Below are 25,033 nucleotides of genomic sequence, written 5' to 3'. Positions count from 1 at the left end.
ACTACACTCCCCTGAAGCAGGTGAGTGAGCAACGGCGTGGCCGAAGGAGTGCTGATGTCCCCACTGGATGGTTATGCGGCAATGCCCACCCGGCAACGCGGCGCGATCGGCATGATGGCCGCGCTGACATTGGGATTGGCGCTGCTTTGCACGCTGATAGTGGTCGACAGCGGCAGGCTGTATCTGGAAAAACGCTCGTTGCAGCGGATCGCGGACATCGCCGCCCTGGAAGCTGCGGGGCGCAGGGGGACATGCAGCGATGCGGCCACCGCCGCTGGCTTCGCCACGCAGAGCGCCACGCGTAACGGCTTTACCCCGAATACCGGAGGGCGAACGCTAACGACCCTCTGCGGCACCCTTACGGTGGGCCTGCAGAGCCAGCGCGTATTTGTCGCGGACTCCACTCAGGCACTGGCCATTCAAGTGGTCGCGGCGCATCCGGTGCCACGAAGTATTGCTGCCGGTATTGTTGCCCTGTTCGAAAAAACGCCCTCCCCTGCGAACATCACCATCAGCGCCACGGCCGTGGCTGCCAGTGCCGCGCCACTGGCGGCGCTGACCATTCGCAGTGCGGCCGTGACGGTGGACAGCACACGGGCGGCCATTCTGAATCCGCTCATCGGCAGCCTGCTCGGTGGCACGCTCAACCTGAGCGTAGCGAACTGGCAGGGCCTCGCCAGCACCGACCTCAGCCTGTTGAGCTATCTGAACCGACTCAAGACCGACCTTAACCTGACTGCGGTCGGTTACAGCGAGGTGCTCAACACATCGGTTTCTGTCAGCCAGTTGATCCAGAGTGCTATCAATGTGCTCGACCCCGGCGCGACCTTGAACGGTACGGCTACCATCGCGGGCCTGCAGGCATTGAAGCTGGCGGCTGGCGCAACCACTGTGTTGCTCGGTGACTTGCTGTCGATACAAGGCAGTTCGGACCTCGCTGCATTGAACACCAATCTGCGCCTTCTGGACCTGGTCCAGGGCATTGCGCAACTGGCCAATGACAAGACCGGCATATCCACAGCTGCGCAGATAAATGTCGGCACCCTGGCACAGGTCACCACACGATTTCAGGTGGTTGAGCCGCCTCAGTTATCGGCCATCGGCGACCCGAGCAAGATTGATCCGCTCAATCCCAAAACCGGTGCCAACCGGATCTACGTGCGCACCGCGCAGATGCGCGCGCTGGTGTCGATCAATCTGCCAGTGCTGGGCACCATTACGTCGCTGGCTAACACTGCGGGCTCGGTGGTGGGCAGCCTGACACCAATCCTCAATAGCGCGTTGAGCCTGAACATCGCGGGCGTACTGGGCTCCACCACTTGCGCGCTGGGCCTGACCAGTTGCATGGTCACCGATGTGAAGTTTCTGACCTCTGGTACATCGGGCCCCAGAATCGATCTGAGCCTGTCGCTGGCCAGCGCCGACACCTACGTGACCGGCTTCACCTGCACCAGCAATACCAACAAGACCCTCAGCGTCAAAACAGATGCAGGACTGCTCAGCGCCAAGGTCGGCTTGATCAATGACGGTTTTCCTGCAAGCACCGATCCATCGGCAATAGCCCCACTGCCCCTGCCAGTGATTGATATAGGCACTCAGACCTGCCAGAAAGTCCTCGGCTTGCTAGGCAACTGCACCGCCCGTACCCCCTTCGGCGGTGGAGGCATAGGTCTCACGTTCGATACGGTAAGCCAGTCGCCGCTGGGCAGCTCAACGGTCGTCAGTACAACCTTCAGCTCGCCCAATCTGCCGGAAATCAACAGCGCGCCCTATTTCCTGACAAGCGTTGCGCACACCAAACCCAGTACGTTGCTGAACGGCACGGTTTCCAGCGTAAAGGTGAATGCCTATAAACCTGCGACCAGCAATGTGCTAGGCAACGTCATTACTGGAGCAGCTGCAACGCTGAACAGCCTGACCGTTGCGCTGGACGCTATTGTGGAGAACACGCTGACCGGCTTGCTGACATCAGTCGTCGACCCGCTGTTCGAGTCACTTGGCCTGAATCTGGGTGCCACCGATGTGGGTGCCAATTTAAGCTGCAACATCGGTCAGGCGACGCTGATTATCTAACTGGCATTGAATATCGGCAGCTCGATCTGGAAACAAGCGCCCTCCCCGACGTTGCCGACGCTGAGCTGGCCGCCCATCTGATCGACGATGCCGTAGCTGACAGACAAGCCCAGTCCGGTGCCGACGCCCACCGGCTTGGTGGTGAAGAAAGGCTCGAAAATGCGCTCCAGCAAACGCGGATCAATCCCCCCGCCGTTGTCCTGAACCGCCAGCCTGATGATGTTTTCATCCCGCTCGGCCTCGACGCTGATCCACGGTTCGAAATCCCGGTCTTTTTCCCGGCGCGACAACAACGCATCACGGGCGTTGACCATCAGGTTGATCAGCACCTGCTCAAGCTGATCGACATGCCCGCGAACCTGCACGTCTTCGATCATGGTGCCGACCCGCAACTGCACACCCTTGCCCTTCATGCCTTCGGCCAGCATCGAGATAGTGCCTTCCACCGCCTGCGCCGGATCGAACAGCTGCTCCTCCACTTCGGAGCGCCGCCCGAATACCCTCATGTGGTCCACCACGCGGGCAGCGCGCTGTACCTGTGTGTCGATACGGTTGAGTTTTTCGGTGAGGTATTCGATGTCCACGTCACCGCGCCCCAGACGCTTGAGGACATTGACTACCGCCATGCGCATGACGTTGAGGGGCTGATTGATCTCGTGGGCAAGGCCTGTGGACATTTCGCCAAGCGTGGCCATTTTCGCACTCTGGTTCAATTGCATCCTGGAGCGGCGCACATCGGTGTTATCACGGCCTACAGCCTGAACCTCGACCAGCGTGCCGTGCTCGTCGAATATTCCCCGGTCAGCCCATACCCACCAGGCGTACTCACGGCCGGGCAGTTCGATACAGATTTCTTCGGTGCTGACCGGCGCTTGCGGGGTGAGTTGACCGATACGCCGAATGAACGCCTCGCGCTGCTCGTCAGAAAGCCAGTCCCCCAGATTGATCCCGGTCAGTTGTTCCGGCGTGCATTCCATGTAATTGGCCAGTGGCCGGTTGCCGAAACTCAGTACCAGCTCCGGAGAGTAGCGGCAGATCATGGCCGGTGAGTCTTCAACCAGAATGCGGTAGCGCTCTTCGCTCTGACGCACATGCTCGGCCGCCAGAGTGGCTTCGGTCACGTCCAGCCACAGGCCGACCGCCTCCACCGGCATGCCGAGGTCGTCACGCAGCAATCGCGCTTCGTCCAGCAACCAATGGTAATGGCCGTTCTTGTTGCGCAACCTGTAACGCCGACTGACAACGCCTTCGCGCAACAGCTGCCGGTTACGCTCGAACCAGATGTCGCGGTCTTCGGGGTGAATGTATTCCGCCAACTGGCCGTCTACGCATTCAGCCAGCGTCCAGCCCAGCAAGGGCGTGAGGCTGTCACTGAAAAAGGTTGGCTCAAGGTTGCCGTGATCGTAGCGCTGCACGTAAATCACGGCCGGCGAGCTGGCAATCAGGTTATCCAGCCGGGCGTGAGCGGCCGCTGCTTCGGTTTCCTGATTCTTGATATCACTGACATCGAGCATGAAACCCAACACCCGCTGAACCTGACCACTGATCAGCGCCTGACCCTGAATACGAAACCAGAGGGTTTCCTGGGCAGGGTCGCTTTGCGCCAGACGCACGCAAAGCATCAGCGGCGTGCCTTTGTCACGCAACTGCGCCAGACGACTGGAAAGTTCTTGTCGATCGACCGGATGAATCAACGCCAGCCAGTCCTGACGTGACAGGCTTTCGACCCGATCACTCAGACGTAAACTGCGCGCCAGTTGCGGTGCCAGGAGGATTTCGTCACGCGCAGGCATCAGCTCCCACCAACCGGTGCCCAGCAGATCCTGAAGCACCGCCAGGCGCTCTACATGGTGACGGTTGTGCTGCTCGGACAAGCGAAAAAGCACCGGCCCGGCCAGCGCCGAACACAGGTTGAGCCACTCGCGCTCTCCCAGGTCTGGAGCCTGCTGTTGCGGGTTATAGAAGCCGAACATCAGCCACGCCTTGGCAACGTTGTCGCGGCTGTGCGGAATCAGAAAACCGTCCGCGTTGCCGAAGGCACTCTGCAGCGGCCCTTGGTCGACGCCGCCGCCAAACCTCAGTTGATGGGTAATGTTGGCGTCGAATCGATCCAGCGCATTACCCAGTCGCTGCCCGACCTGCCATAACTCCGGCGCGGTGTGGGCACTGTACTGACAGTAGACACGCCAGCCAGTGCCGCTGACTTCCGGCAATACCAGCGCCAGACAGGGAACGCGCCATAGCTGCGCCAGTTCCTCGAGCTGCTCGGTCACCACGGCAGTCAGCCGGTCCACGTTGCACACGCGCACACGCTCGGCCATCTGCCCGGCGAAGCGCAGGCATTGCTGGCGGCTGCGGGCGGCACTGGCCTCTTCCATCAAGTCGCTGATATCCAGCAGTTGCAACAGCCAGCCCTTGCCATGCGCCTGCACCCAGCCACGAGCGTGCAAGGTGTGCGCATCGGCACTCTTGAAGTCCAGGTCCAGCATGTGCCCCAGCCAGTCATGCGGCACGCCTTCAATGACCAGCGCGCTGTTTGGCAGCAACAGGTTCATCAACCGCTGCGCAGCCGACAGCGGAGCAGCAATACCCAACCGCGCAAGCAACTGCGGGCTGATGCTCTCTATCCGCCCTTCGTCATCGAGCAGCACATAAAGGTCGACCCCGACCGGGCCCGGCTCGCTTGACACGGGCACAGCCTGGGATACCGGCGGCGCTTCACCACGGCCCAGCCAACGGCTCAGACGATTTTTTTCAAGGGGCAAGTTGCAGACTCGCTTGTGCAGTAAGGTTGGTCGGCAAGCGCGGAACCTCGCCGATGCCAGGGAGCGTCAATAACGGGAGTACCTGGGTCAATCGGGTCTTGGGGTACTGGATGGTCACCGTCAGAACACCGGCGGTGTAGGTCACGTTGGTATAACTGGCGTTGAAACCCAGCGCAGGTGGCATCCATGACAGCTGATTCATGACGACACTCTGTGCCTGGCTGACCAACAGGGTGTTATAGCCAGTTACTGTCGGGCTAAGGGCAACACTTCGGCGCACGGCTTCACTCGCCGCCGCATTGAAAGACTGCATCATGAGCAACGGCAGGCTATAACTCACCATGCCATAGAACACAGCAAAGAAAACAACGAACACCGCAGCGAACTCAATAGCGGCGGCACCCTGTTGCCGATGGGGCAAGGCATGCTGCAGAACGGTTTTCATATCAACGTCTACCCTGACATTTACTGCTTCAACAGAGCATAGATTCTTTCCGGAAAACAGGATGTTTTTTGCTTGATAAAACTATTTCTTCTGCTTGTCTGGTTTGCAATTTGCGCCGAACAGGACGCGCGACGCAAGCAAATTTCAAACAGCCTGACACTGGGCGCAGCAGCACTGGCCGCTGCCTGGCTGGCAGGCACAGGAACAACCTGGCTGGGCGCCGCACCGCTGGAAGCCGCGCAGACACTGGCGCTGGCACTGGGCCTGACGTTGCCTGGTTATGCGCTCGGCAAGCTGGGCGCCGGAGACGTCAAGCTGATGACCGCACTCGCGCTCGCCTCCAACAGCGCCTATTTGCTGTGCACGTTTATCGGCGCAGGCGTCGCCGTGCTGATCTGGGCGTTGCTTGCCAGGAAAGTACAGCGTCATATAAACCAACAGGTTGCGCGGCGTTACGCCTATATGTTCGCTGATGCGTCAGATAAATATCCCTTTTCACCTTTTTTGTTGGCTGGCTCGCTGCTGACAGTCGCGTTGCTCCATTAGTCGACTCTCGGCCAATTGGAAGTTTAATGCTATGTACATAGTCAGAAAGTACGACTACGGTTAATACATCGCTGTGGCGTACTGTCATCGGAATACCCGAGACGGTTCATACAACGCTTAATCATGTTTGCTGAATGGATAAAGGTTCCGGTCTGCCGGCCTTACAGCATGGAGTTGCATGTGGATAACTACCCGGTCACGAAAGTTCTGGTGGTCGATGACCAGCCTCTTATCGTTGAAGAACTCTGTGAGTTTCTGGAGAGCAGCGGCTATGAGTGCGTGCGCTGCCATTCAAGCCTTGAGGCCATCGAGCATTTCAGCAGCGACAGCGCTATTGGCATCGTAGTGTGCGACCTGGAAATGCCAGGCATGAACGGGATCGAGATGGTCGAGGCAATGAAGATGGCTGGCGGCAAGACGCATTTGTTCGAGGCCATCATGCTGACCGGACAAGCCGAGAAAAAGGATGTCATCAAGGCCCTGCGAGCCGGCATTGCCGATTACTACCAGAAGCCGGTGAACCTTGAAGAGTTGCTTGAGGGCGTCCAGTTGCAGGTGGAAGCGCTGAACGAACGGCAGAAAAATCGTCAACAATTGGGCCTGCTCAACGAGAAGCTTCAGTTTCTGGCCGCCTCCATAGACGACCTCTATCAGAATCTGGATAACGTTCAGAACAGGGCGCAGTCGGAGCGCAAAACCAGCCCCGAAAGTGATGCGCAGATGCCCGTGGCGCTGGCCAAATTGTCACCCCGCCAGCTTGATGTGGCGCGGCTGGTCAGCAAGGGGCTGACCAATTATCAGATTGCCTGCGAACTGGGCATTACCGAAAACACCGTCAAGCTCTACGTTTCCCAAGTGCTGCGCTTGACCCACATGCATAACCGCACCCAACTGGCCTTGGCATTTTCACCCGGCCAATCGGCAGAGCGGCAAAAGCTGATCGAAAGCCAGGGCTAAAAACGGAATCAGGCCTCGATTTCCGTCAACACGACGTGATAAGGCACATCCACGAGGGCCGAATGCACCTGATTGCGGCCCGCGTGCTTGGCGCAGTACAACGCCGTATCCGCCTGTGACGCAAGGCTCAGGCTGTCGTCATTCGCCCCCAGAGAAACCACCCCGGCGCTGAAAGTGCAGAACAGATCAGTCGGCTGCGCGGGATAATGGATCTCCGCAAAGCGATGGCGAATCTCATCAAGCACTTTATGGGCACTTTGAATGTCGGTGTCCGGCATGACGATGGCAAATTCCTCACCACCGTAACGACCGATGAAGTCGGTTTTGCGCAGGCGCTGCTTGAGAAACAGCGCCAGGCTCTTGATGACGCGGTCTCCCATCGGGTGACCGTGGCTGTCGTTGACCTTCTTGAAGTGGTCGATATCGAGCATGGCAAAGCACAGCGGCTTCCCCTCGCGTCGTGAGCGAAAGCTGCAATCTTCCAGCAGTTGCAGAATGTGCGTGTGGTTGTAGAGCCCGGTCAAGCTGTCACGAACCATGCGCGACTTGAGGCTGCGGGCCCTGGCGGCGCGGTTGCGAACCGTGGTGATCAGATGACGTGGCTTGATCGGCTTGGTGAGGAAGTCATCGCCGCCCTCGCTCATGGCGTCAAGCTGCTTGTCCTGATCATCTTCGGCCGACAGGTAAATGATCGGCACGCTGACGTAGCGGTCGTTATGGCGAATGACCTTGGCCAGCTCAGTGCCGGTGCAACCGGGCATGTACATATCGAGAATGATCAGATCCGGCTGGAACTCCGCCAATTCGGACATTGCCTGAATCGGGTCGAGCAGAACCCGCGTAACAATTCCCGCTGCATTCAGAATGCGTTCGGTGTGCATTGCCTGAGCGCGGGAATCGTCGATGATCAGCACCTTATAGGGCTCGTATTGAGCAACGCAGGTCAGGACTTCGATTTTTTCCAGCAGACTCGACGCTTCCAGCGCGCCGGTCAAAAACTCCTCGCCACCGGCTCGCACCGCTGCCAGGCGGGTGGGCGTATCGGTTTCGTTAATGCTGAAAAACAACAGCGGAAGCTTCTGCTCCAGGCCTTCCTGAGCCTGAGAAGCCAGCTTCAGACCCTGACCAGGCCCGCTGAAATCCACATCCATGACAATCGCCGCCGGGTGCCGCTGCGCCATTGCGCGCTGAAACTCGGCAACACTGTGCAGCGACAGGGCGGCCAGACCGAAAAACTCCAGTTGCTTGGCCAGACGCTCGGCCCGCTCATGGTCCTGAAGCACCACATAGACCGGCTTGCGCAGCGGAGGCAGCGACGTTTGCTCAAGCTGGTCGCCATGCCGCAGCCCGGTGCGGGAAAGACGTTGCATCAGACGATTGAGGTCAGTGATGACGCTGCTGTTGAGGCGACCGCGATTGGCTTCGACAGCATCGAGTGCCTGGCTGATGTCATGCGCCAGCGAAATGTGTTCAACCTGCTCGAAGCGCTCGGCAAAGCGCAGTAAGCGTAACGTCGATTCCTTAAGCTCAGCCATGTCGCCAGCCGACCACTCGGCCTTCTGCAGACGTTGCCACGTCTCCAGAATCTGGCGTGCCTGGTGGATAACCCTTTGGGCAAAGTGATGCTTCAGGCGATCTCGGCTAGGGTCTTCTGGCTCGGTCATATTGAGGCTACTGTGGTTTTACTGAGCAATACAGCTGATGGCGCTATGCTAGCACCTCCTATACAGCAGAACAGTGCCGTAAGTCACTTATTTGACAACATTTTGATGGCGCTTAGCCATTACTCAAAATCAATCGACTGATAGAGCTTGGCTATAGGCTTTAAACTGCAATCTGCACGTTAAAAGCGTTTCGCTTTTGGCTTGCAGCGTGAAGCTTGCAGCGGCCCCAATCGCACCTTAGGGTAAGGTTGCGGTCGAACCCCACGTGAAGCATTCAACTCAAGATCGAAAGGACCCTACCATGCTGGATTGGAAGAACCGCGCAGGCAGCGCGGGTGAGCGCACCGTTGATACTTCATCGGTCAAACGCCGCGGTTACCTGGGTAACCTGTTCTATAGCCGCGCTCTGGGCGCCTTGATCTTGATTTACCTGCTGGTTGCACTGGTAGTCGGCTGGTACTGGAGCAAAGAGCCTGCACTGTTCCCGGTACAACAGAACGCTCAAGCCGCCGCCGAGCGCGAAGGCAAGCCAATGGTTATTGGCTACACGACCGTTGAAACGCTCAAGACCGTGGCCGGCACACTGCTCAACAAGCGCGGTGGATACCTGTCCAACGACCGCATGCCTCCGGGTTTGTGGCTGGACAACATTCCAAGCTGGGAATACGGGGTACTGGTTCAGGTGCGTGACTTGAGTCGTGCGCTGCGCAAGGACTTTGCCCGTTCCCAGTCTCAATCTGCCGAAGATGGCGATCTGGCTCGCGCCGAGCCGCTGTTCAACTTCAACAATCGCAGCTGGATCCTGCCTTCCAGCGAGTCGCAATACGCCGAAGGTATCAACTCTCTGAGTCGCTACCAGGCACGTTTGTCCGACCCGAACCAGAAAGGCGCGCTGTTCTATGCCCGCGCCGACAACCTGAACAACTGGCTGGGTGATGTCGGCACCCGCCTGGGCTCGCTGTCGCAACGCCTTTCGGCCAGTGTCGGTCGGGTCAAACTCAACAGCACGCTGAAAACCGAGGCCGCTGTTTCGGTCAAGCCTGGCGAAGTACCGCAGGTAGACGAGGAAATCGTCGAGACCCCGTGGCTGGAAGTGGATAACGTGTTCTATGAAGCACGCGGTCAGGCCTGGGCTCTGTCGCATCTGCTGCGCGCCATCGAGGTCGACTTCGCCGATGTACTGGCCAAGAAGAATGCGACCGTCAGCGTGCGTCAGATCATTCGTGAGCTGGAAGCGTCCCAGGAACCGCTGTGGAGCCCGATGATTCTGAATGGCAGCCCGTTCGGTGTGTTCGCTAACCACTCGCTGGTCATGGCCAACTACATCTCGCGTGCCAACGCCGCGGTCATCGACCTGCGCCAGTTGCTGAATCAAGGCTGATGCCTATTCCTGCCAACGAGGCCGCGCACCGCGCCGCCTCGGATGCCGAGCAGATCGCCTGGGTCGACGAACAGGACCAACTGCTCGGCTCACAGGTCCGCGCCGACTTGCGTGAACGCGGATTGATCGGGCGCGGCACCTATATCCTGCTGTTCAACAGTGCCGGTGAGCTGTGCGTGCACCGGCGCACACTGAGCAAAGCGATTTATCCCGGTTATTGGGATGTCGCGGCGGGCGGCATGGTGCAGGCGGATGAAAGCTATGACGAGTCCGCTGCCCGGGAGCTGGAAGAAGAACTGGGCGTCAGTGGCGTGCCGTTGCAGGCCCACGAACGGTTTTTCTTCGATCAGCCGGGCAACCGGCTCTGGTGCGCCGTGTTTTCGGCCGTGTGGGACGGCCCCTTGAGACTGCAGCCCGAAGAAGTGCTGGAAGCGCGCTTCATGCCCATCGCCGACGTTCTGCATCAGGCTGAAGAAATCCCTTACTGCCCGGACTCGCTCGCGGCGCTGAAACGCTACCTGCAGCAGATAGAGAATGCTCAGTAAGCCAGTGTTCAGAAATTGGCGCATCCAGCCCCTTAGCAACCGGTCTGTTTGCCGTTACACTGCGCGACCTTTTCAAACTGGACCGGCCCTGCCGTTCCAGTAGCGCTGCCCCTGCCAGAGTGGGGCTTCGCGGTCGATGGCTCGTGTGAGCCCGACCCATCTTCAGTCCTCAACAAGAGGATTTTTGCGTGGCTAAAAAAGCCGCTTCTCTCGCCGCCCTCGGTGGCCTGGTGTTTTCAACCGACGCAGGGCGTCACTGCCCGGATTGTCGTCAGCCCGTTGCCGACTGCACCTGCAAACAGACCGCCATCCCCGAAGGAGACGGTATTGCCCGCGTGCGCCGGGAAAGCAAAGGCCGTGGCGGCAAGACCGTCACCACCATCAGTGGTGTCCCGCTGGCCGAAGAGCCGCTCAAAGACCTCGCCAAGGCCCTCAAACAGCGCTGCGGCACAGGCGGATCGCTCAAGGACGGCGTGATCGAGATTCAGGGCGATCACGTCGAACTGCTATTGGCAGAGCTGATCAAAAAAGGCTTCAAGGCTAAAAAGTCCGGCGGCTGAACCCGCGTAGCGGGCAGCGAATCAAATCGTCATTTCAACTCATTACACTGCGCCCAGCTGGCTATTGGCTGGCGCAACGACTTCTTTATAGGGGACTTCGATGTCCGTACGACGCACACGCAAAGACGATGGCAGCCAATGGACAGTTGCGGACAGCCGCAGCGTTTATGGTATTCGCCATTGGGGCGCGGGTTATTTTGCAATCAACGAAGCAGGTCGCGTTGAAGTCCGTCCCAATGGGCCGGACAGCTCGCCCATCGACCTTTACGAACAGGTCGACAACCTGCGCAAGAGCGGCCTGTCGCTGCCCTTGCTGGTGCGCTTCCCCGACATTCTACAAGACCGTGTGCGTCAACTGACCGGTGCATTCGACAGCAACATTGCGCGCCTGGAATACCAGAGCCAATACACCGCGCTGTACCCGATCAAGGTCAACCAGCAAGAAGCGGTGGTAGAAAACATCATCGCCACGCAGAACGTCTCTATCGGCCTGGAAGCGGGTTCCAAACCGGAGCTGATGGCTGTGCTGGCATTGGCGCCCAAAGGCGGCACCATCGTCTGCAACGGTTACAAGGACCGTGAGTTCATCCGTCTGGCGCTGATGGGTCAGAAGCTGGGCCACAACGTGTTCATCGTCATCGAGAAAGAATCCGAAGTCGAGCTGGTCATCGAAGAAGCCGCCGAGCTGAAGGTCGCCCCTCAGGTGGGCCTACGCGTGCGTCTGTCCTCCCTGGCGTCGAGCAAATGGGCAGACACCGGCGGCGAGAAATCCAAGTTCGGTCTGTCGGCCGCACAATTGCTGTCGGTGGTCGAACGCTTCCGCAAGGCTGGGCTCGATCAAGGCATCCGCCTGCTGCACTTCCACATGGGCTCGCAGATCGCCAACCTGGCTGATTACCAGCACGGCTTCAAAGAGGCTATCCGCTATTACGGTGAGCTGCGCAAACTCGGCCTGCCGGTGGATTACATCGATGTCGGCGGCGGTCTGGGCGTCGATTACGACGGCACACACTCACGCAACGCCAGTTCGATCAACTACGACATGGACGACTACGCAGGTGTAGTGGTCGGTATGCTCAAGGAATTCTGCGATGCACAGAGCCTGCCGCATCCGCATATTTTCTCGGAAAGCGGCCGCTCGCTGACCGCCCACCACGCCATGCTGGTGGTTCAGGTGACCGACGTCGAAAAACACAACGACGAAGTCCCGGAAATCGCCGACAAGGCCAGCCTGCCGGAAACCGTGCAATGGCTGGTGGACCTGCTGGGTCCGACCGACATCGAGATGGTCACCGAAACCTACTGGCGCGCCACGCACTACATGAGCGACATCGCGGCCCAGTATGCCGATGGCAAGATCAGCCTGTCGGAAAAGGCACTGGGCGAGCAATGCTACTTCGCCGTCTGCCGCCGCCTGTACAACTCGCTGAAGGCACGTCAACGCTCACACCGTCAGGTACTCGACGAACTCAACGACAAGCTGGCCGACAAGTACATCTGCAACTTCTCGGTGTTCCAGAGCCTGCCCGATACCTGGGCCATCGGCCAGGTGCTGCCGATTCTGCCCTTGCACCGTCTGGACGAAGAGCCGGTGCGCCGCGCCGTGCTTCAGGACCTGACCTGCGATTCCGACGGCAAGATCAAGCAGTACGTCGATGAGCAGAGCATCGAGACCAGCATGCCGGTGCACTCGTTGAACGAAGGCGAAGACTATCTGCTGGGGATCTTCCTGGTAGGCGCCTACCAGGAAATTCTGGGGGACATGCACAACCTGTTCGGTGATACCGACTCGGTGAACATCTACCAGAACCCGGACGGCAGTGTTTACCACGCAGGCATCGAAACCCACGACACCATCGAAGACATGCTGCGCTACGTGCATTTGTCGCCGGAAGAACTGATGACCCATTACCGGGACAAGGTCGCCAGCGCCAAGATTACCCCGCGCGAGCGTACCTACTTCCTCGACGCCCTGCGCCTGGGGCTGACACGTTCTTCGTACCTGTCGTCCTGATTTGAGGATTTGCGATGGTGCCTGCAATCGGGCTCCATCTACTGTGACTGTCGTGCCAATGCTGCGCGTTGGCGCGATGGTCATGCGCACATCGTAAGCCGCTACCAACATTCCTTGTAGGCAACGTCCTGTTCTACCTGCAGCCCTCTACCCTGCCCGTTTTCTGCGCCAGAATTCGCGGTCGCATTCCCGGTAGAGAAGCACTCCATCATGCCCGACCCCACCAGCGCGCCGCTCTTTCGTCTGGAAATTGCCCGCCTGCAGCGCTGCTTCACTGTCATATCGTTCAGCGCAAGCGAGGCGATCAGCCAGCCTTTTGCCTTTGAACTGGACATTCTTGGCGACGGCCTGGATCTGGACCTGACCGGCCTGATGTACAAGCCTGCCTTGCTGAGCTTCGGAAGCCGGAAGAACTTTCACGGTCAGATTCAAGGCGCGACACGCAAGCATTACCAACCCGGCCCGGCTTGTTACACGCTGATAATGGGGCCTCGGCTGGCCTGCCTCGGGTTACGCCACCAGTCGCGTATCTTTCAGCACATGACCGCCACCCGGATCATCGCCCAGGTGCTCGAAGAACATGGTCTGAAGAACTGTTTCCGTTTTGACCTGCCGACCGAGTGCCGCGAACGCGACTGTTGCGTGCAGTATCAGGAATCCGACCTGCAACTGGTCCAGCGCCTGTGCGCAGAAGAAGGCATTCACTACCACTTTGTCCATTCACGACGTCGCCACGAACTGGTGTTCGGTGCCAACCTGCACGGGTTTGCGCGCAGCCCTGTCGCACGCTGGCGTCAATTCGCGCAACAGTCCGGTGTCACCCGGTTTGCCGTCACCGAGCATGCAACGCAACTGCCCGGCAGCCGCGCAGGCCAACACGCAACCGGCGAGAGTACCTTGCCGTTCGTGACCTGCGCAGAACTGCTGCCGCTGGCCGACCATCCCGAGAAGCACTGGAACCACATGTGGCTGATAACCGAAGTCCGGCATCGCTTTGGCCTCGTTGATGGCAATGACCGCGGGGCATCAGATCGCTACTCCAACCAGCTCAAGGCCATACCCTGGGAAGTCGGCTTCAGAACGCCTGCCCCGGTGCCGCGACCGCCCATTGCGCCACTTCAGCGCGGCTGGATCATCGGCATCAACGGTGAACCGGCAAGGCTTGATGCGGCAGGCCGGGTGCGCGTCCGGCTGGAATGGGAGTGGCAGCACCCGAATGATCCGGGCAGTGGCTGCTGGCTGCATCTGGCACCGGGGCTGGATATCGAATGTCGCGTCGGTATGTCAGTGGCGGTGAGCTTTTCTGAGGATGACACACACCCACCACTGATCATCGGCTGTCTGCCGGCGCAGGAGACGCGTCGCGAGAATGATCCAGCGCCTGTCGATAACGTTCAAATGCACATCGACCGGCAAATGTTCATCGGGCCTGACCGACAGCTGCAACTGGCAGACGGGGTCCGCCTATACCTTGGTGAAGGCAGCAAAGTCACGCTGGATGCGGGGTCCAGCACGGTGCAGATCGACGATGATGGCCTGACACTGAGCAGCCCGCGCATCAGCTTTGCCAGCAAGGCGAATGGCCGTTCTTCGGGTGATCCGGACGCTATTGAATGACGTAGCAGTAACTATGCGGCACTGGGGCGAAGCGCGACGGTCTCAGGCATATCCGACTTATCTGCCAGAGCCCTTCCCTTATGATACGAGTGATTTTCCTGACACTGATGACGGGGGCCGTACTGGCAGCATTGTCCGGTTGCTCGCCCTTGAAGCTGCTCAACACGTTGAATCCGACCGGCCCTGTCGATCATGTCTACGGGTTGGCTTACGGGCAGGATCCACGTAACACGCTGGACGTTTACACCCCGCAGGCTAAACCGGCCAACGCGCCAGTCGTGGTGTTTTTCTATGGTGGCAGCTGGAACACCGGTTCGAAAGCCGATTACGCCTTCGTCGGCGAGGCTCTGGCTGCACGTGGCATGGTCGTCGTGATTGCCGACTACAGGCTCTATCCGCAGGTGCGCTACCCAAGCTTTCTGGAAGATTCAGCCAAGGCACTGGCCTGGGCGCACAAGCATGCAAAAACCTACGGTGGCAATCCTGACCGCTTGTACGTGATGGGCCACAGTGCAGGTGCCTACAACGCTGCGATGCTGGCGCTCGACCCGCGCTGGCTGGCCCGTGAAGGCTTGTCGCCGTCCATTCTCAGCGGCTGGATCGGGCTGGCCGGGCCGTACGACTTTCTGCCTATCGAGAACGCCGATGTGAAACCGGTATTCTTTTTCCCCGACTCACCGCCTGACTCGCAACCCATCAACCACGTCAGTTCCAGCGCGCCCCCTGCGTTGCTGATGGCCTCGAATACGGACTCGCTGGTCAACCCCAAACGCAACACCGGTGGCCTGGCGCGGGCATTGCGCGAGGCGGGTGTGCCGGTACGCGATCTGTATTTCTCGCGCACCAATCACGGCACGCTGGTCGGCGCATTTGCCAAGCTGTTAAGCGGCCTGGCACCGGTGATCGACGAGGTCGACATGTTCGTCAATCACACCCCGCAAAGGCTCGCGGAAAAGAACCGTGCGGTCTTGAAGACTCAGTGAACGAACCAGCCGTCGCGGCGCGTCAATCGCCAGGCAATGGCGCCAAGGCTCAGGCCGCGCAGCAGGGTAAAGGCCAGAAACGTCAGCCATAGCGCGTGATTGCCGTGGCTAGAAGCCAGATAAGCCAGCGGCGCGATGCCTGCTGCGCTGAACAGCATCGCGTTGCGCATTTCACGCGCACGGGTGGCACCGATGAACAGCCCGTCCAGCAGGTAACTCCAGACGGCCAGCAGTGGCATCAGCGCCAGATATGGCAGATAGGTCATGGCCGTTGCGCGAACCTCGGGAATATCGGTCTGCACGCTGACGAACCCATGCCCGCCCACCAGAAACAGCAGCGCAAATGCCACGCTGGCAATCAGTGACCAGCCTCCCGCGACCACCAGCGAGCGCCGCAGCGTATCCCGGTCACGCGCACCAATGGCATGGCCGCACAGAGCCTCGACTGCATGCGCCAGCCCGTCCAGTGCATGGGCAGTCAACAGCAGGCCGTTGAGCAACAATGCGTTGGCGGCAACCGTTGCGTCACCCAGACGAGCGCCCTGCACGGTGATCAGGAACATCACCGATTGCAGCGCCAGTGTGCGCAGAAAGATGTCTCGATTGACCGCCAGCAAGGGTCTCCAGTTACTCCATAGCCTCAGGGCTGACCAGACGATCTGCCCCGGCCAGGCGCGCAAGGTCTTGCGGGCCAGCAGCAGACCGAGCACTACGCCGGTCCACTCTGCCAGCACCGAGGCACGCGCCGAACCGACCACGCCCCAGTCCAGGCCGATGACGAACCACAGGTTGAGCGCGATATTGACCAGATTGGTGATGAGCAGAATGGCCAGTGGCGCTCTGGCGTTCTGCGCGCCGAGAAACCAGCCGACCAGCGCATAACTGGCCAGCGCCGCAGGCAGGCCAAACAGCCGGGTGTGGAAGAAATCCAGGGTCATTTGCTGCAGATCGGCAGACGGCTGCATCATCGCCAGCGCCAGATGGCTGAACGGCAAGGCGATCACACCCAGCAACAACGCCAGCCCGACGGCCAGCAACAGCCCCTGCAACAGGATCCGGCGCAGCGCAGCACTGTCATTGCGCCCTGCCGCCTGCGCGGCAAAACCGGTGGTGCCCATGCGTAGAAAACCCATGGCCCAGGCAAGGAAGGTGTAAAGCGTCGACCCGACCGCGACGGAACCCAACTGATGCGCGTGCGGCAGATGACCGATCACTGCGCTGTCGACCAGCGCTACCAGCGGAACGGAAATATTCGACAGAATCATCGGCGCAGCCAGCGCCCAGACACGACGATGGGTTGAGCGATGACGCCAATCGTTGAGCAACGTGGACATGAGAACTCCCGGCAAGGCGAGCATTGTAGCCAGAGCGCCAAGGCTTTGCTGTTCAGATGATGGTGGCCAGGTCATGAATGTGCAGCGCAGCGAACAGTTGTGACGCGGAGCGTCACTCAAGGCATTCCCACGCTGGTGAGCGTTAGGAACGATCGCCGCGCTCTGTGTCTTGCGCTGGCGTGCGAGGAATGCGAGGGGCTACCTGTTCAATCTGACAGTAATACTTGTCATCACGACTGTTATATAGTCGCACCCTCTCTACCGTTGCCGATGAGTGCCACCATGTTCAACAAAGGATTGTTTCTGGCTTGCGCGCTTGCGTTGCTGAGCGCCTGTGATTCCTCCTCTCAGGATAAGCCTGTGCCAGCCGCGGCACCCACGACTCAGGCAGCGGTTACCGATACAAAGCCCAAACCCGCAGTCGACCTCGCCGCGCTGAGCAAGCGCTACGCAGGACGCGAACTGACCGTCATCGACGTGTCGGAAATCCAGATCGACGGTGCAAGCGCCTTGTCGGTGAGCTTTTCCGTGCCGCTCGATCCGGAACAGAAGTTCGGCGAAAAACTTCATCTGGTGGACAGCAAGAACGGCAAGGTCGACGGTGCCTGGGAGCTGTCGGACAACCTCATGGAATTGCGCCTGCGCCACCTGGAGCCGCAGCGCAAGCTGGTGCTGACCGTCGATGCCGGTCTGCAGGCCGTCAACAAGGCCACACTCGCGGCCGAATACATCAGCCGTCTGGAAACCCGTGACCTGCAAGCCACCGTCGGCTTCGCCAGCCGTGGCAGCCTGTTGCCGACGCGGCTGGCCGAGGGCTTGCCGGTCATCGCCCTGAACGTCGACAAGGTGGATGTCGAATTCTTCCGCGTCAAACCCGACTCGATGCCCAACTTCCTCGCCCAGTGGGACGGCGCGTCGAGCCTGTCCAGCTACAGCTCCGAAGAGCTGTTGCCTATGGCCGAACTGGTCTACAGCGGTCGTTTCGACCTCAAGCCTGCGCGCAATACCCGTGAGACCCTGCTGCTGCCGATTGCCGGTATCAAACCTCTGCAACAGCCGGGTGTTTATCTGGCAGTGATGCGCGCGTCGGGGACCTACAGCTACTCGCAGCCGGCTACCCTGTTCACCCTCAGTGATATCGGCCTGTCGGTACACAGTTACAGCAACCGTCTGGACGTCTTCACTCAAGCGCTCGAGGGCGGCAAGGCCCTGAGCGATGTGAGCATCGACGTGTACGACGACAGCGGCAAGGTTGTCGCCCAGGGCAAGACCGACAGCGACGGCCACACTCAACTGCCGCTGCCAGCCAAGGCCGCAGTGGTGCTGGCGCACAAGGACGAACAGACCAGCATGCTGCGCCTGAACAGCTCGGCGCTGGACCTGGCCGAGTTCGACATCTCCGGCCCGCAGGCTCACCCGCTGCAATTCTTCATTTTCGGCCCGCGTGACCTGTATCGCCCCGGTGAAACCGTGCTGCTCAACGGCCTGCTGCGTGACAGCGACGGCAAGAACGTCAAGCCACAACCCATTACCGTCGAAGTGCGCCGCCCTGATGATCAGGTCAGCCGCAAATTCGTCTGGGAGGCCGACGGCAGCGGTTTCTATCAGTATCAATTGCAACTCGCCGACGAAGCGCCCACCGGTCGCTGGCAACTGGTGTTCGACCTGGGCGACGGCAAACCGCAGCTTTATGAATTCAAGGTTGAAGACTTCCTGCCCGAGCGCCTGGCTCTGGAACTCAAGGGCAGCGACACACCGGTTGCGCCTGCTGACAACCCCGAGTTCGATATCACTGGCCGCTACCTGTACGGCGCGCCCGCCTCGGGCAATACCCTGACCGGTCAGGTCTACGTGCGTCCGCTGCGCGAAGCCGTGCCGAAACTGCCGGGCTATCAGTTCGGTTCGATCACCGAAGAAGACCTCAAGCATGACCTGGAGCTGGAGCCCGTTACGCTCGACGCAGAAGGCCACTCGACGCTTGCCGTGCAGAGCGAATGGGCGCAAGCCAAATCGCCACTGCAACTGATTCTGCAAGCCAGCCTGCAAGAGTCCGGCGGGCGTCCGATCACCCGTCGTCTGGTGCAGCCGATCTGGCCTGCCGAGCACTTGCCCGGCGTGCGTGCGTTGTTCGGCAGCAGTACAGGCAGCGATGACTACGACGACGAAGCCGGCAAGGGCGAAGCGCAGACCAACGGCGACGGCCCGGCCGAATTTGAAATCGTGATGGCCGATGCCGCTGGCAACAAACTGGCCGCAGATAATGTAAAAGTCCGGTTGATTCGTGAGCGCCGTGACTACTACTGGAATTATTCGGCCAACGATGGCTGGAGCTACCACTTCAACGAGAAATTCCTCAACCTGAACGAGGAAACCCTCAACATCACCAAGGACTCAACGGCCAAAATCAGCTTCCCGGTCGAGTGGGGCCCTTACCGTGTCGAAGTGGAAGACCCGTCCACCGGTATGGTCAGCAGCCTGCGCTTCTGGGCGGGCTATCGTTGGCAGGACAACACCGATGGCGGCGCGGTCAGGCCGGATCAGGTCAAGCTGGCGCTGGACAAACCGGCCTACAACGACGGCGACACCGCCACTGTGACCGTCACGCCACCCGCTGCGGGCAAGGGCTATCTGCTGGTCGAGTCCAGCGAAGGCCCATTGTGGTGGAAGGAAATCGACGTGCCGGCCGAGGGCAAATCGTATGAAATCCCGCTGGATAAAAAGTGGGCGCGCCACGATCTGTACGTCACCGCTCTGGTCATACGCCCCGGCGAGCGCAAGGCCAACGTCACACCGAAACGCGCAGTGGGAGTGCTGCACCTGCCGCTGGATCGTGCGCAACGCAAACTGGCGCTGACGGTCACCGCACCGGAGAAAATGCGCCCCAAACAGCCGCTTAAACTCAAGATTGTCGCCAAAAATGCCGATGGCAGCGTGCCAAGGCAGGTGCAAGTGCTGGTGTCGGCAGTGGACGTCGGCATTCTCAACATCACCCGCTACGCCACGCCCGACCCGTTTGCCAGTCTGTTTGGCCGCAAGCAGTATGGCGCGGACCAACTGGACATCTACGGCCAGTTGATCGAAGCCGGTCAGGGCCGTCTGGCCAGCATGGCATTCGGTGGTGATGCGCTGGCCAAAGGCGGTAAGCGTCCGGACACCAGCGTGACCATCGTGGCACTGCAAAGCGCGCCGGTTACCCTGAACGACGCGGGTGAAGGCGAAGCGAGTGTCGACATTCCAGACTTCAACGGCGAACTGCGGGTCATGGCTCAGGCCTGGACTGACGACCGCTACGGCATGGCCGAGGCGAAAACCGTGGTGGCTGCGCCGATCATCGCCGAGCTGTCGACGCCGCGTTTTCTGGCCGGTGGCGACCAGACCAGCGTCGCGCTGGACATCTCCAACCTGTCGGGCAAAGCACAGAAACTGGACGTGAAGATCAGCGCTGAAGGCCAGTTGAGCATTCCTGGCGGCGATCAGAGCAAACCCTTGCAACTCAAAGAGGGGCAGCGCGTCACCCTTAAAGTGCCGGTACTGGCGCAGGGTGGACTGGGTCAGGGCAAAATCAAAGTGCTGGTCGAAGGTCTGGACCTGCCCGGTGAAACCCTGCCCGCCTTCACTCGCGAGTGGAGCATCGGTGTACGCCCTGCCTACCCGGCGATGCTCAGGCATTATCGCGCCACTCTCAACGAGCAAAGCTGGAGCCTGCCGGACGGTGCACTTGAAGCCTTCGAGCCTGCCGGTCGCGAAGCCATGCTGTCGCTGGCGAGCCGTCCGCCGCTGAACATCGGTGAACAGATTCGGGCATTGAAGGCCTACCCGTACGGTTGCCTGGAGCAGACCGCCAGCGGCCTGTATCCATCGCTGTATGCCGACGCGGCGACCCTCAAGCGTCTGGGCCTGAGCGGCGAACCGGATGCCGAACGCAAGCGCAAGGTCGAGATCGGCATCGAGCGCCTGCTGGGCATGCAACGTTACAACGGCAGCTTTGGCCTTTGGGGTTCGGACAGCGACGAGGAATACTGGCTGACTGCCTATGTCACCGACTTCCTGCTGCGCGCCCGCGATCAGGGCTTTGCCGTACCACCGGACGCGCTGAAGAAAGCCAGTGAACGCCTGCTGCGCTATTTGCAGGATGCCGGGCAGATTCAGGTCAATTACAGCCAGAACGCCGAACATACGCGCTTCGCCGTGCAAGCCTATGCGGGGCTGGTGCTGTCACGCAGCCAACAGGCTCCACTTGCGGCCTTGCGCAGCCTGTTCGACCGACGCAGTGACGCCCGCTCCGGGCTGCCGCTGGTGCAACTGGCGGTCGCGCTGGAAAAGATGGGCGACAAACCGCGTGCCGATCTGGCCCTGAGCGCCGGCCTGGCAGTCAGCCGCAAAAATGAATGGCTGGCCGACTACGGCAGCTCGCTGCGTGATCAGGCACTGATTCTGGCCTTGCTGGAAGAAAATGATCTCGCCAGGGAAAGGCGTGACGAGCGCCTGTTTGCCCTGGCCGATGAAGTGGCCGCCAATCGCTACCTGTCCACTCAGGAAAGCAACTCGCTGTTCCTTGCCGGTCGTAACCTGCTGGGTAAAGCGGAGAAGGACTGGACCGCCAGCCTCACCAGCGGCACTCAAACCCGCGAGTTGAGCAACAAACAGCCGGGCCTCAAGCTGGACGGTGGGCTGCTGGCCTCGCCGCTTTCAGTACACAATCAAGGCAGCGAACCGCTCTATCAGCAACTGACCGTTTCCGGTTATCCAACCCAGACGCCTGCAGCCGGTGGCGAAAACCTGAGCATTCGTCGCGAATACCTGAGCCTGAGCGGCGCGCCACTGAACGTCGGCGCCTTGAAAACCGGGCAACTGGTGCTGGTGCATCTGGAGATTGGTGCCAAACAGCGCGTACCGGATGCGTTGGTGGTGGACTTGCTGCCTGCGGGCCTGGAGCTGGAAAACCAGAACCTGGCGCAAAGCTCGGCAAGCCTGGAAGACGCCAGTGAAGAAGTGAAGACGATCCGCGAATCGATGGAAAACGCCGGGATCAAGCATCAGGAATACCGCGGTGATCGTTACGTGGCGGCGCTGGATATCGACGGCAGCAGCACCGTGCACCTGCTCTACCTGGCCCGCGCAGTCACGCCGGGAACATACCGCGTGCCGCCGCCGCAGGTCGAATCCATGTACCGCCCGAACTGGCAGGCTCTGGGTGATGCACCTGCGCAGATGGTGGTAAAGGGCAAATGATCGCTGACTGATTGGTTGGTTGGAATGCGTACCTGTGGGAGCGACCGGGGCGGCGATCCGCATTGTTCGCGAAAGGGCCGGTACATTCGCTGAAGATGTATCGTCAGGAATAAAGCCTTCGCGAACACGTTCGCTCCCACAAAGGCACGCGCTTACAGCGTGGGGGCGGAGTTAGCGCATCAATGAATGATCCAGCTCAGCAACCACAGGCCCAGCGCCAGCCAGATGATCCCGAGGATGATCGAGGCGCGCATGAATGCCCGGACAGCCGAGTAAAGCAGCATCAGGCCGATGATCAGTGCGACGATGCTGATCAGTGAAGTGTCCATGCCCAGCGTGCGGGACAGGCCATCGACAAAATTTCCTCCAGCATGGGTAAACCCGTTGAACAACCACGCCAGACCGTCGACGAAGAAGCGAATCACCGCGCCGATGGCCTGCCCGAGCCATTCAAAAAAGCCTTCTACCTGCATATGTACGTCCTGATTGGGGTCGTGAAGAAAATGATCTGTCCGCTTTGGCCGTCGCAAGGCGTGTCAGGTTCCGTGGATCATAAAGGCTCTTTGCGTTGAAACCTGAATTTCTTCTGCGTCTGCGGCAAAAACTCAAGTGGCTGGCAGGCGCGATCATGCTGCTGATCGCCCTGCTTTGGCTGGCGGATCGCCTGTGGCCGTTGCCACTGCCCAAAGACGATCTGGCCCGCGTCGTGCTGGCCGAGGACGGCACACCGCTGTGGCGCTTTGCCGATGCCAATGGCGTGTGGCGCTATCCGGTCAGCAACGAGCAGGTTTCGCCTTATTACCTTGAAGCACTGCTGACCTACGAAGACCGCTGGTTCTACAGCCATCCTGGCGTAAACCCGCTGGCGCTGGTGCGCGCCACCTGGCAAAACCTCAGTGGCGCGCGCGTGGTATCCGGTGGCAGTACGCTGTCAATGCAGGTGGCGCGGCTACTCGACCCGCACTCGCGTACGTTATCCGGAAAGTTTCGCCAGTTGTGGCGCACCTTGCAGCTTGAGTGGCACCTGTCCAAGGATGAAATCCTCAGCCTGTACCTCAATCGCGCACCATTCGGCGGCACCTTGCAAGGGGTGGCGGCCGCCAGCTGGGCGTATCTGGGCAAATCCCCACACAATCTGACTCGCGCAGAGGCTGCATTGCTCGCGGTGCTGCCACAGGCACCCAGCCGTCTGCGTCCGGACCGTCATCCACAACGGGCGCAAGCTGCCCGCGACAAAGTTCTGAGGCGTCTCGCCGAGTTTCAGGTATGGCCGCAAACCAGTGTGGACGAGGCTCTGGAAGAGCCGTTATGGCTGGCACCGCGACAGGAACCCAGCCTTGCGCCGCTGCTGGCCCGACGCCTTAATCGCCCCAACAGCCCGCCGCTTATCCGCACCACGCTGGATGCCTCACTGCAACGGCGCATGGAAGACCTGCTGATGGGCTGGCGCGCGCGCCTTCCGGAACGGACCTCGGCAGCGATTCTGGTAGTCGAGGCAGAAAACATGGCCGTGCGCGCTTATGTGGGTTCTGTGGACATCAACGACGCCAAACGTTTCGGGCATGTGGACATGGTGACAGCGCTGCGTTCGCCCGGCTCCACCCTCAAGCCATTCCTCTACGGCATGGCGATGGATGCCGGGCTGATCCACTCCGAATCACTGATGCAGGACGTCCCGCGGCGCTATGGCGACTACCGGCCGGGCAACTTTTCGACCGGTTTCGGCGGGCCGGTCGCCGCCAGTTCGGCGCTGTCGATGTCGCTCAACCTGCCTGCCGTACAGTTACTGGAGGTATATGGACCGAAGCGCTTCGCCGCCGAACTGCGCAATGGAGGCGTACCGCTGACCCTGCCGCCGCTGGCCGAGCCGAATCTGGCGCTGATTCTGGGAGGTGCGGGCAGTCGGCTGGAGGATTTGGTGACGGGATACAGCGCCTTCGCTCGTGGCGGGCGAAGCGCCGATGTTCGATTGCAACCGCAGGACCGATTGCGCGAACGGCGGATGATGTCGCCAGGGGCCGCATGGATCATCCGGCGCATCCTCAGCGGCCAGTCGCGTCCGGACATAGACCCGCGCGCCGAGCTGGTACAGCGCCCGCAACTGGCCTGGAAGACCGGCACCAGCTATGGCTTCCGCGATGCCTGGGCGATTGGTGTGGGGCCGCGTTTTCTGGTCGGTGTATGGATCGGTCGCCCGGACGGCACACCGGTGCCGGGGCAGTTCGGGCTGGCGTCGGCAGCGCCACTGATGCTTCAGGTTCATGATGTGCTGGTCAATCGCGACAGCCAGCGCGGGATCGCTGCGCCGGTGCAACCGGTGCCGCTGAATGTCGGCGTGGCAGCGATCTGCTGGCCGCTGGGTCAACCGATGAGCAAAAGCGACCCGAACTGCCGTCGCCAGCGTTTCGCCTGGACACTGGACGGCACCACGCCGCCAACCTTGCAGGCGGCCGATCAGCCGCTCGGCCTGGGCTTGCAGGAACGTGTCTGGATCAACGCCAAGGGGTTAAGCGTGGCGGCCGGTTGCCCGGACGCTCAAGCGCAGGACATCGCGCTTTGGCCTGCCCCTCTGGAACCCTGGCTGCCCAGGGCTGAACGACGCGAAGCCCGCCTGCCACCCGCCGACCCTGACTGCCCGCCACAAAACCTCAACCTGGCACCGCCGCTTAGCATCGTCGGCGTGCGCGAAGGCGATAACCTGCGCCTGCCAGCGAGCAGCCGTCAGGCGCTGCGCCTCAGACTCTCGGCCCTGGGCGGCAGCGGACATCACTGGTGGTTCATTGACGGCGCGCCACTGGCGGACACCGACACCCGGCAAGACTTCACCCCGACCCTGAGCAAGCCGGGCCGTTATCAATTAAGCGTACTGGACGAAAGCGGCCAGACCGCGAGGGTTGAATTCAGCGTGGTGGAGTGA

The 25,033-nt window shown here is 60.4% G+C and carries 16 protein-coding genes; 11 read left to right on the top strand and 5 right to left on the bottom strand.

The genetic code is table 11. The annotated features are described in order from the left end of the window. Window positions 1–54: 54 nt before the first annotated feature. Window positions 55–2,073, top strand: coding sequence for a pilus assembly protein TadG-related protein (locus RYC17_RS09065; RefSeq protein WP_316902783.1), 2,019 nt, complete (start codon window positions 55–57; stop codon window positions 2,071–2,073). Here the strand turns inward: RYC17_RS09065 and RYC17_RS09060 are convergent. Then, window positions 2,070–4,838 carry a PAS domain-containing protein gene (locus RYC17_RS09060; RefSeq protein ID WP_316902781.1) on the bottom strand — a complete coding sequence of 923 codons (2,769 nt, stop codon included), beginning with the start codon at window positions 4,836–4,838 and terminating at the stop codon, window positions 2,070–2,072. The two genes, RYC17_RS09065 and RYC17_RS09060, sit on opposite strands and share 4 nt — an antisense overlap. Further along, window positions 4,828–5,283, bottom strand: coding sequence for a TadE/TadG family type IV pilus assembly protein (locus RYC17_RS09055; protein ID WP_058402608.1), 456 nt, complete (start codon window positions 5,281–5,283; stop codon window positions 4,828–4,830). Before RYC17_RS09055 ends, RYC17_RS09060 begins: the two co-directional genes overlap by 11 nt. A 75-nt stretch (window positions 5,284–5,358) precedes the next feature. Between RYC17_RS09055 and RYC17_RS09050 the strand changes: the two genes are divergently transcribed. Next, window positions 5,359–5,829 (top strand): A24 family peptidase, encoded by a 471-nt coding sequence (locus tag RYC17_RS09050; protein WP_058402698.1) that lies wholly within the window; start codon window positions 5,359–5,361, stop codon window positions 5,827–5,829. Between the two features lie 168 nt (window positions 5,830–5,997). Then, window positions 5,998–6,786: a response regulator transcription factor gene (locus tag RYC17_RS09045; RefSeq protein WP_058408679.1), complete on the top strand. Its 789-nt coding sequence runs from the start codon at window positions 5,998–6,000 to the stop codon at window positions 6,784–6,786. 8 nt (window positions 6,787–6,794) lie between these two features. On the opposite strand, the gene RYC17_RS09040 is transcribed toward RYC17_RS09045, so the two are convergent. Beyond that, window positions 6,795–8,450 (bottom strand): PleD family two-component system response regulator, encoded by a 1,656-nt coding sequence (locus tag RYC17_RS09040; RefSeq protein ID WP_058402609.1) that lies wholly within the window; start codon window positions 8,448–8,450, stop codon window positions 6,795–6,797. 301 nt (window positions 8,451–8,751) lie between these two features. Between RYC17_RS09040 and RYC17_RS09035 the strand changes: the two genes are divergently transcribed. The 6 genes from RYC17_RS09035 to RYC17_RS09010 all read left to right on the top strand — a co-directional run bounded on the left by RYC17_RS09035 (window position 8,752) and on the right by RYC17_RS09010 (window position 15,550). Beyond that, window positions 8,752–9,831: a DUF2333 family protein gene (locus RYC17_RS09035; protein WP_058402610.1), complete on the top strand. Its 1,080-nt coding sequence runs from the start codon at window positions 8,752–8,754 to the stop codon at window positions 9,829–9,831. Further along, window positions 9,831–10,376 (top strand): NUDIX hydrolase, encoded by a 546-nt coding sequence (locus RYC17_RS09030; RefSeq protein WP_058402611.1) that lies wholly within the window; start codon window positions 9,831–9,833, stop codon window positions 10,374–10,376. The genes RYC17_RS09035 and RYC17_RS09030 overlap by 1 nt, the downstream gene beginning before the upstream one ends. Before the next feature lie 188 nt (window positions 10,377–10,564). Continuing rightward, window positions 10,565–10,936, top strand: a complete 372-nt coding sequence (locus tag RYC17_RS09025) for a translation initiation factor Sui1 (RefSeq protein ID WP_004655683.1) — start codon at window positions 10,565–10,567, stop codon at window positions 10,934–10,936. A gap of 100 nt (window positions 10,937–11,036) precedes the next feature. Continuing rightward, window positions 11,037–12,950, top strand: a complete 1,914-nt coding sequence (gene speA, locus RYC17_RS09020) for an arginine decarboxylase (RefSeq protein WP_058402612.1) — start codon at window positions 11,037–11,039, stop codon at window positions 12,948–12,950. Window positions 12,951–13,160: 210 nt separating this feature from the next. Continuing rightward, entirely contained in the window at window positions 13,161–14,567 is a 1,407-nt protein-coding gene (locus tag RYC17_RS09015) for a type VI secretion system Vgr family protein (protein WP_058402613.1), read from the top strand. Window positions 14,568–14,647: 80 nt separating this feature from the next. After that, window positions 14,648–15,550: an alpha/beta hydrolase gene (locus RYC17_RS09010; protein ID WP_316902776.1), complete on the top strand. Its 903-nt coding sequence runs from the start codon at window positions 14,648–14,650 to the stop codon at window positions 15,548–15,550. On the opposite strand, the gene RYC17_RS09005 is transcribed toward RYC17_RS09010, so the two are convergent. Beyond that, window positions 15,544–16,884, bottom strand: coding sequence for an MATE family efflux transporter (locus tag RYC17_RS09005; protein ID WP_057425077.1), 1,341 nt, complete (start codon window positions 16,882–16,884; stop codon window positions 15,544–15,546). The two genes, RYC17_RS09010 and RYC17_RS09005, sit on opposite strands and share 7 nt — an antisense overlap. A 282-nt stretch (window positions 16,885–17,166) precedes the next feature. Here RYC17_RS09005 and RYC17_RS09000 point away from each other — a divergent pair, with 282 nt between their 5' ends. Beyond that, window positions 17,167–22,116, top strand: coding sequence for an alpha-2-macroglobulin (locus tag RYC17_RS09000; protein ID WP_316902773.1), 4,950 nt, complete (start codon window positions 17,167–17,169; stop codon window positions 22,114–22,116). A gap of 179 nt (window positions 22,117–22,295) precedes the next feature. On the opposite strand, the gene RYC17_RS08995 is transcribed toward RYC17_RS09000, so the two are convergent. Continuing rightward, the gene (locus RYC17_RS08995; protein ID WP_002555356.1) at window positions 22,296–22,589 is read right to left on the bottom strand and encodes a hypothetical protein; all 294 of its coding nucleotides are present in this window, start codon (window positions 22,587–22,589) and stop codon (window positions 22,296–22,298) included. A gap of 95 nt (window positions 22,590–22,684) precedes the next feature. Here RYC17_RS08995 and pbpC point away from each other — a divergent pair, with 95 nt between their 5' ends. Beyond that, window positions 22,685–25,033 carry a peptidoglycan glycosyltransferase PbpC gene (pbpC, locus tag RYC17_RS08990; protein ID WP_316902771.1) on the top strand — a complete coding sequence of 783 codons (2,349 nt, stop codon included), beginning with the start codon at window positions 22,685–22,687 and terminating at the stop codon, window positions 25,031–25,033.

Source organism: Pseudomonas syringae group sp. J248-6 (genome assembly GCF_032586995.1).
GTDB classification, from domain to species: Bacteria; Pseudomonadota; Gammaproteobacteria; order Pseudomonadales; family Pseudomonadaceae; genus Aquipseudomonas; species Aquipseudomonas amygdali.
The sequence above is the reverse complement of the archived record's forward strand: the minus strand, read 5'-3'. Positions and strand labels throughout refer to the sequence as shown.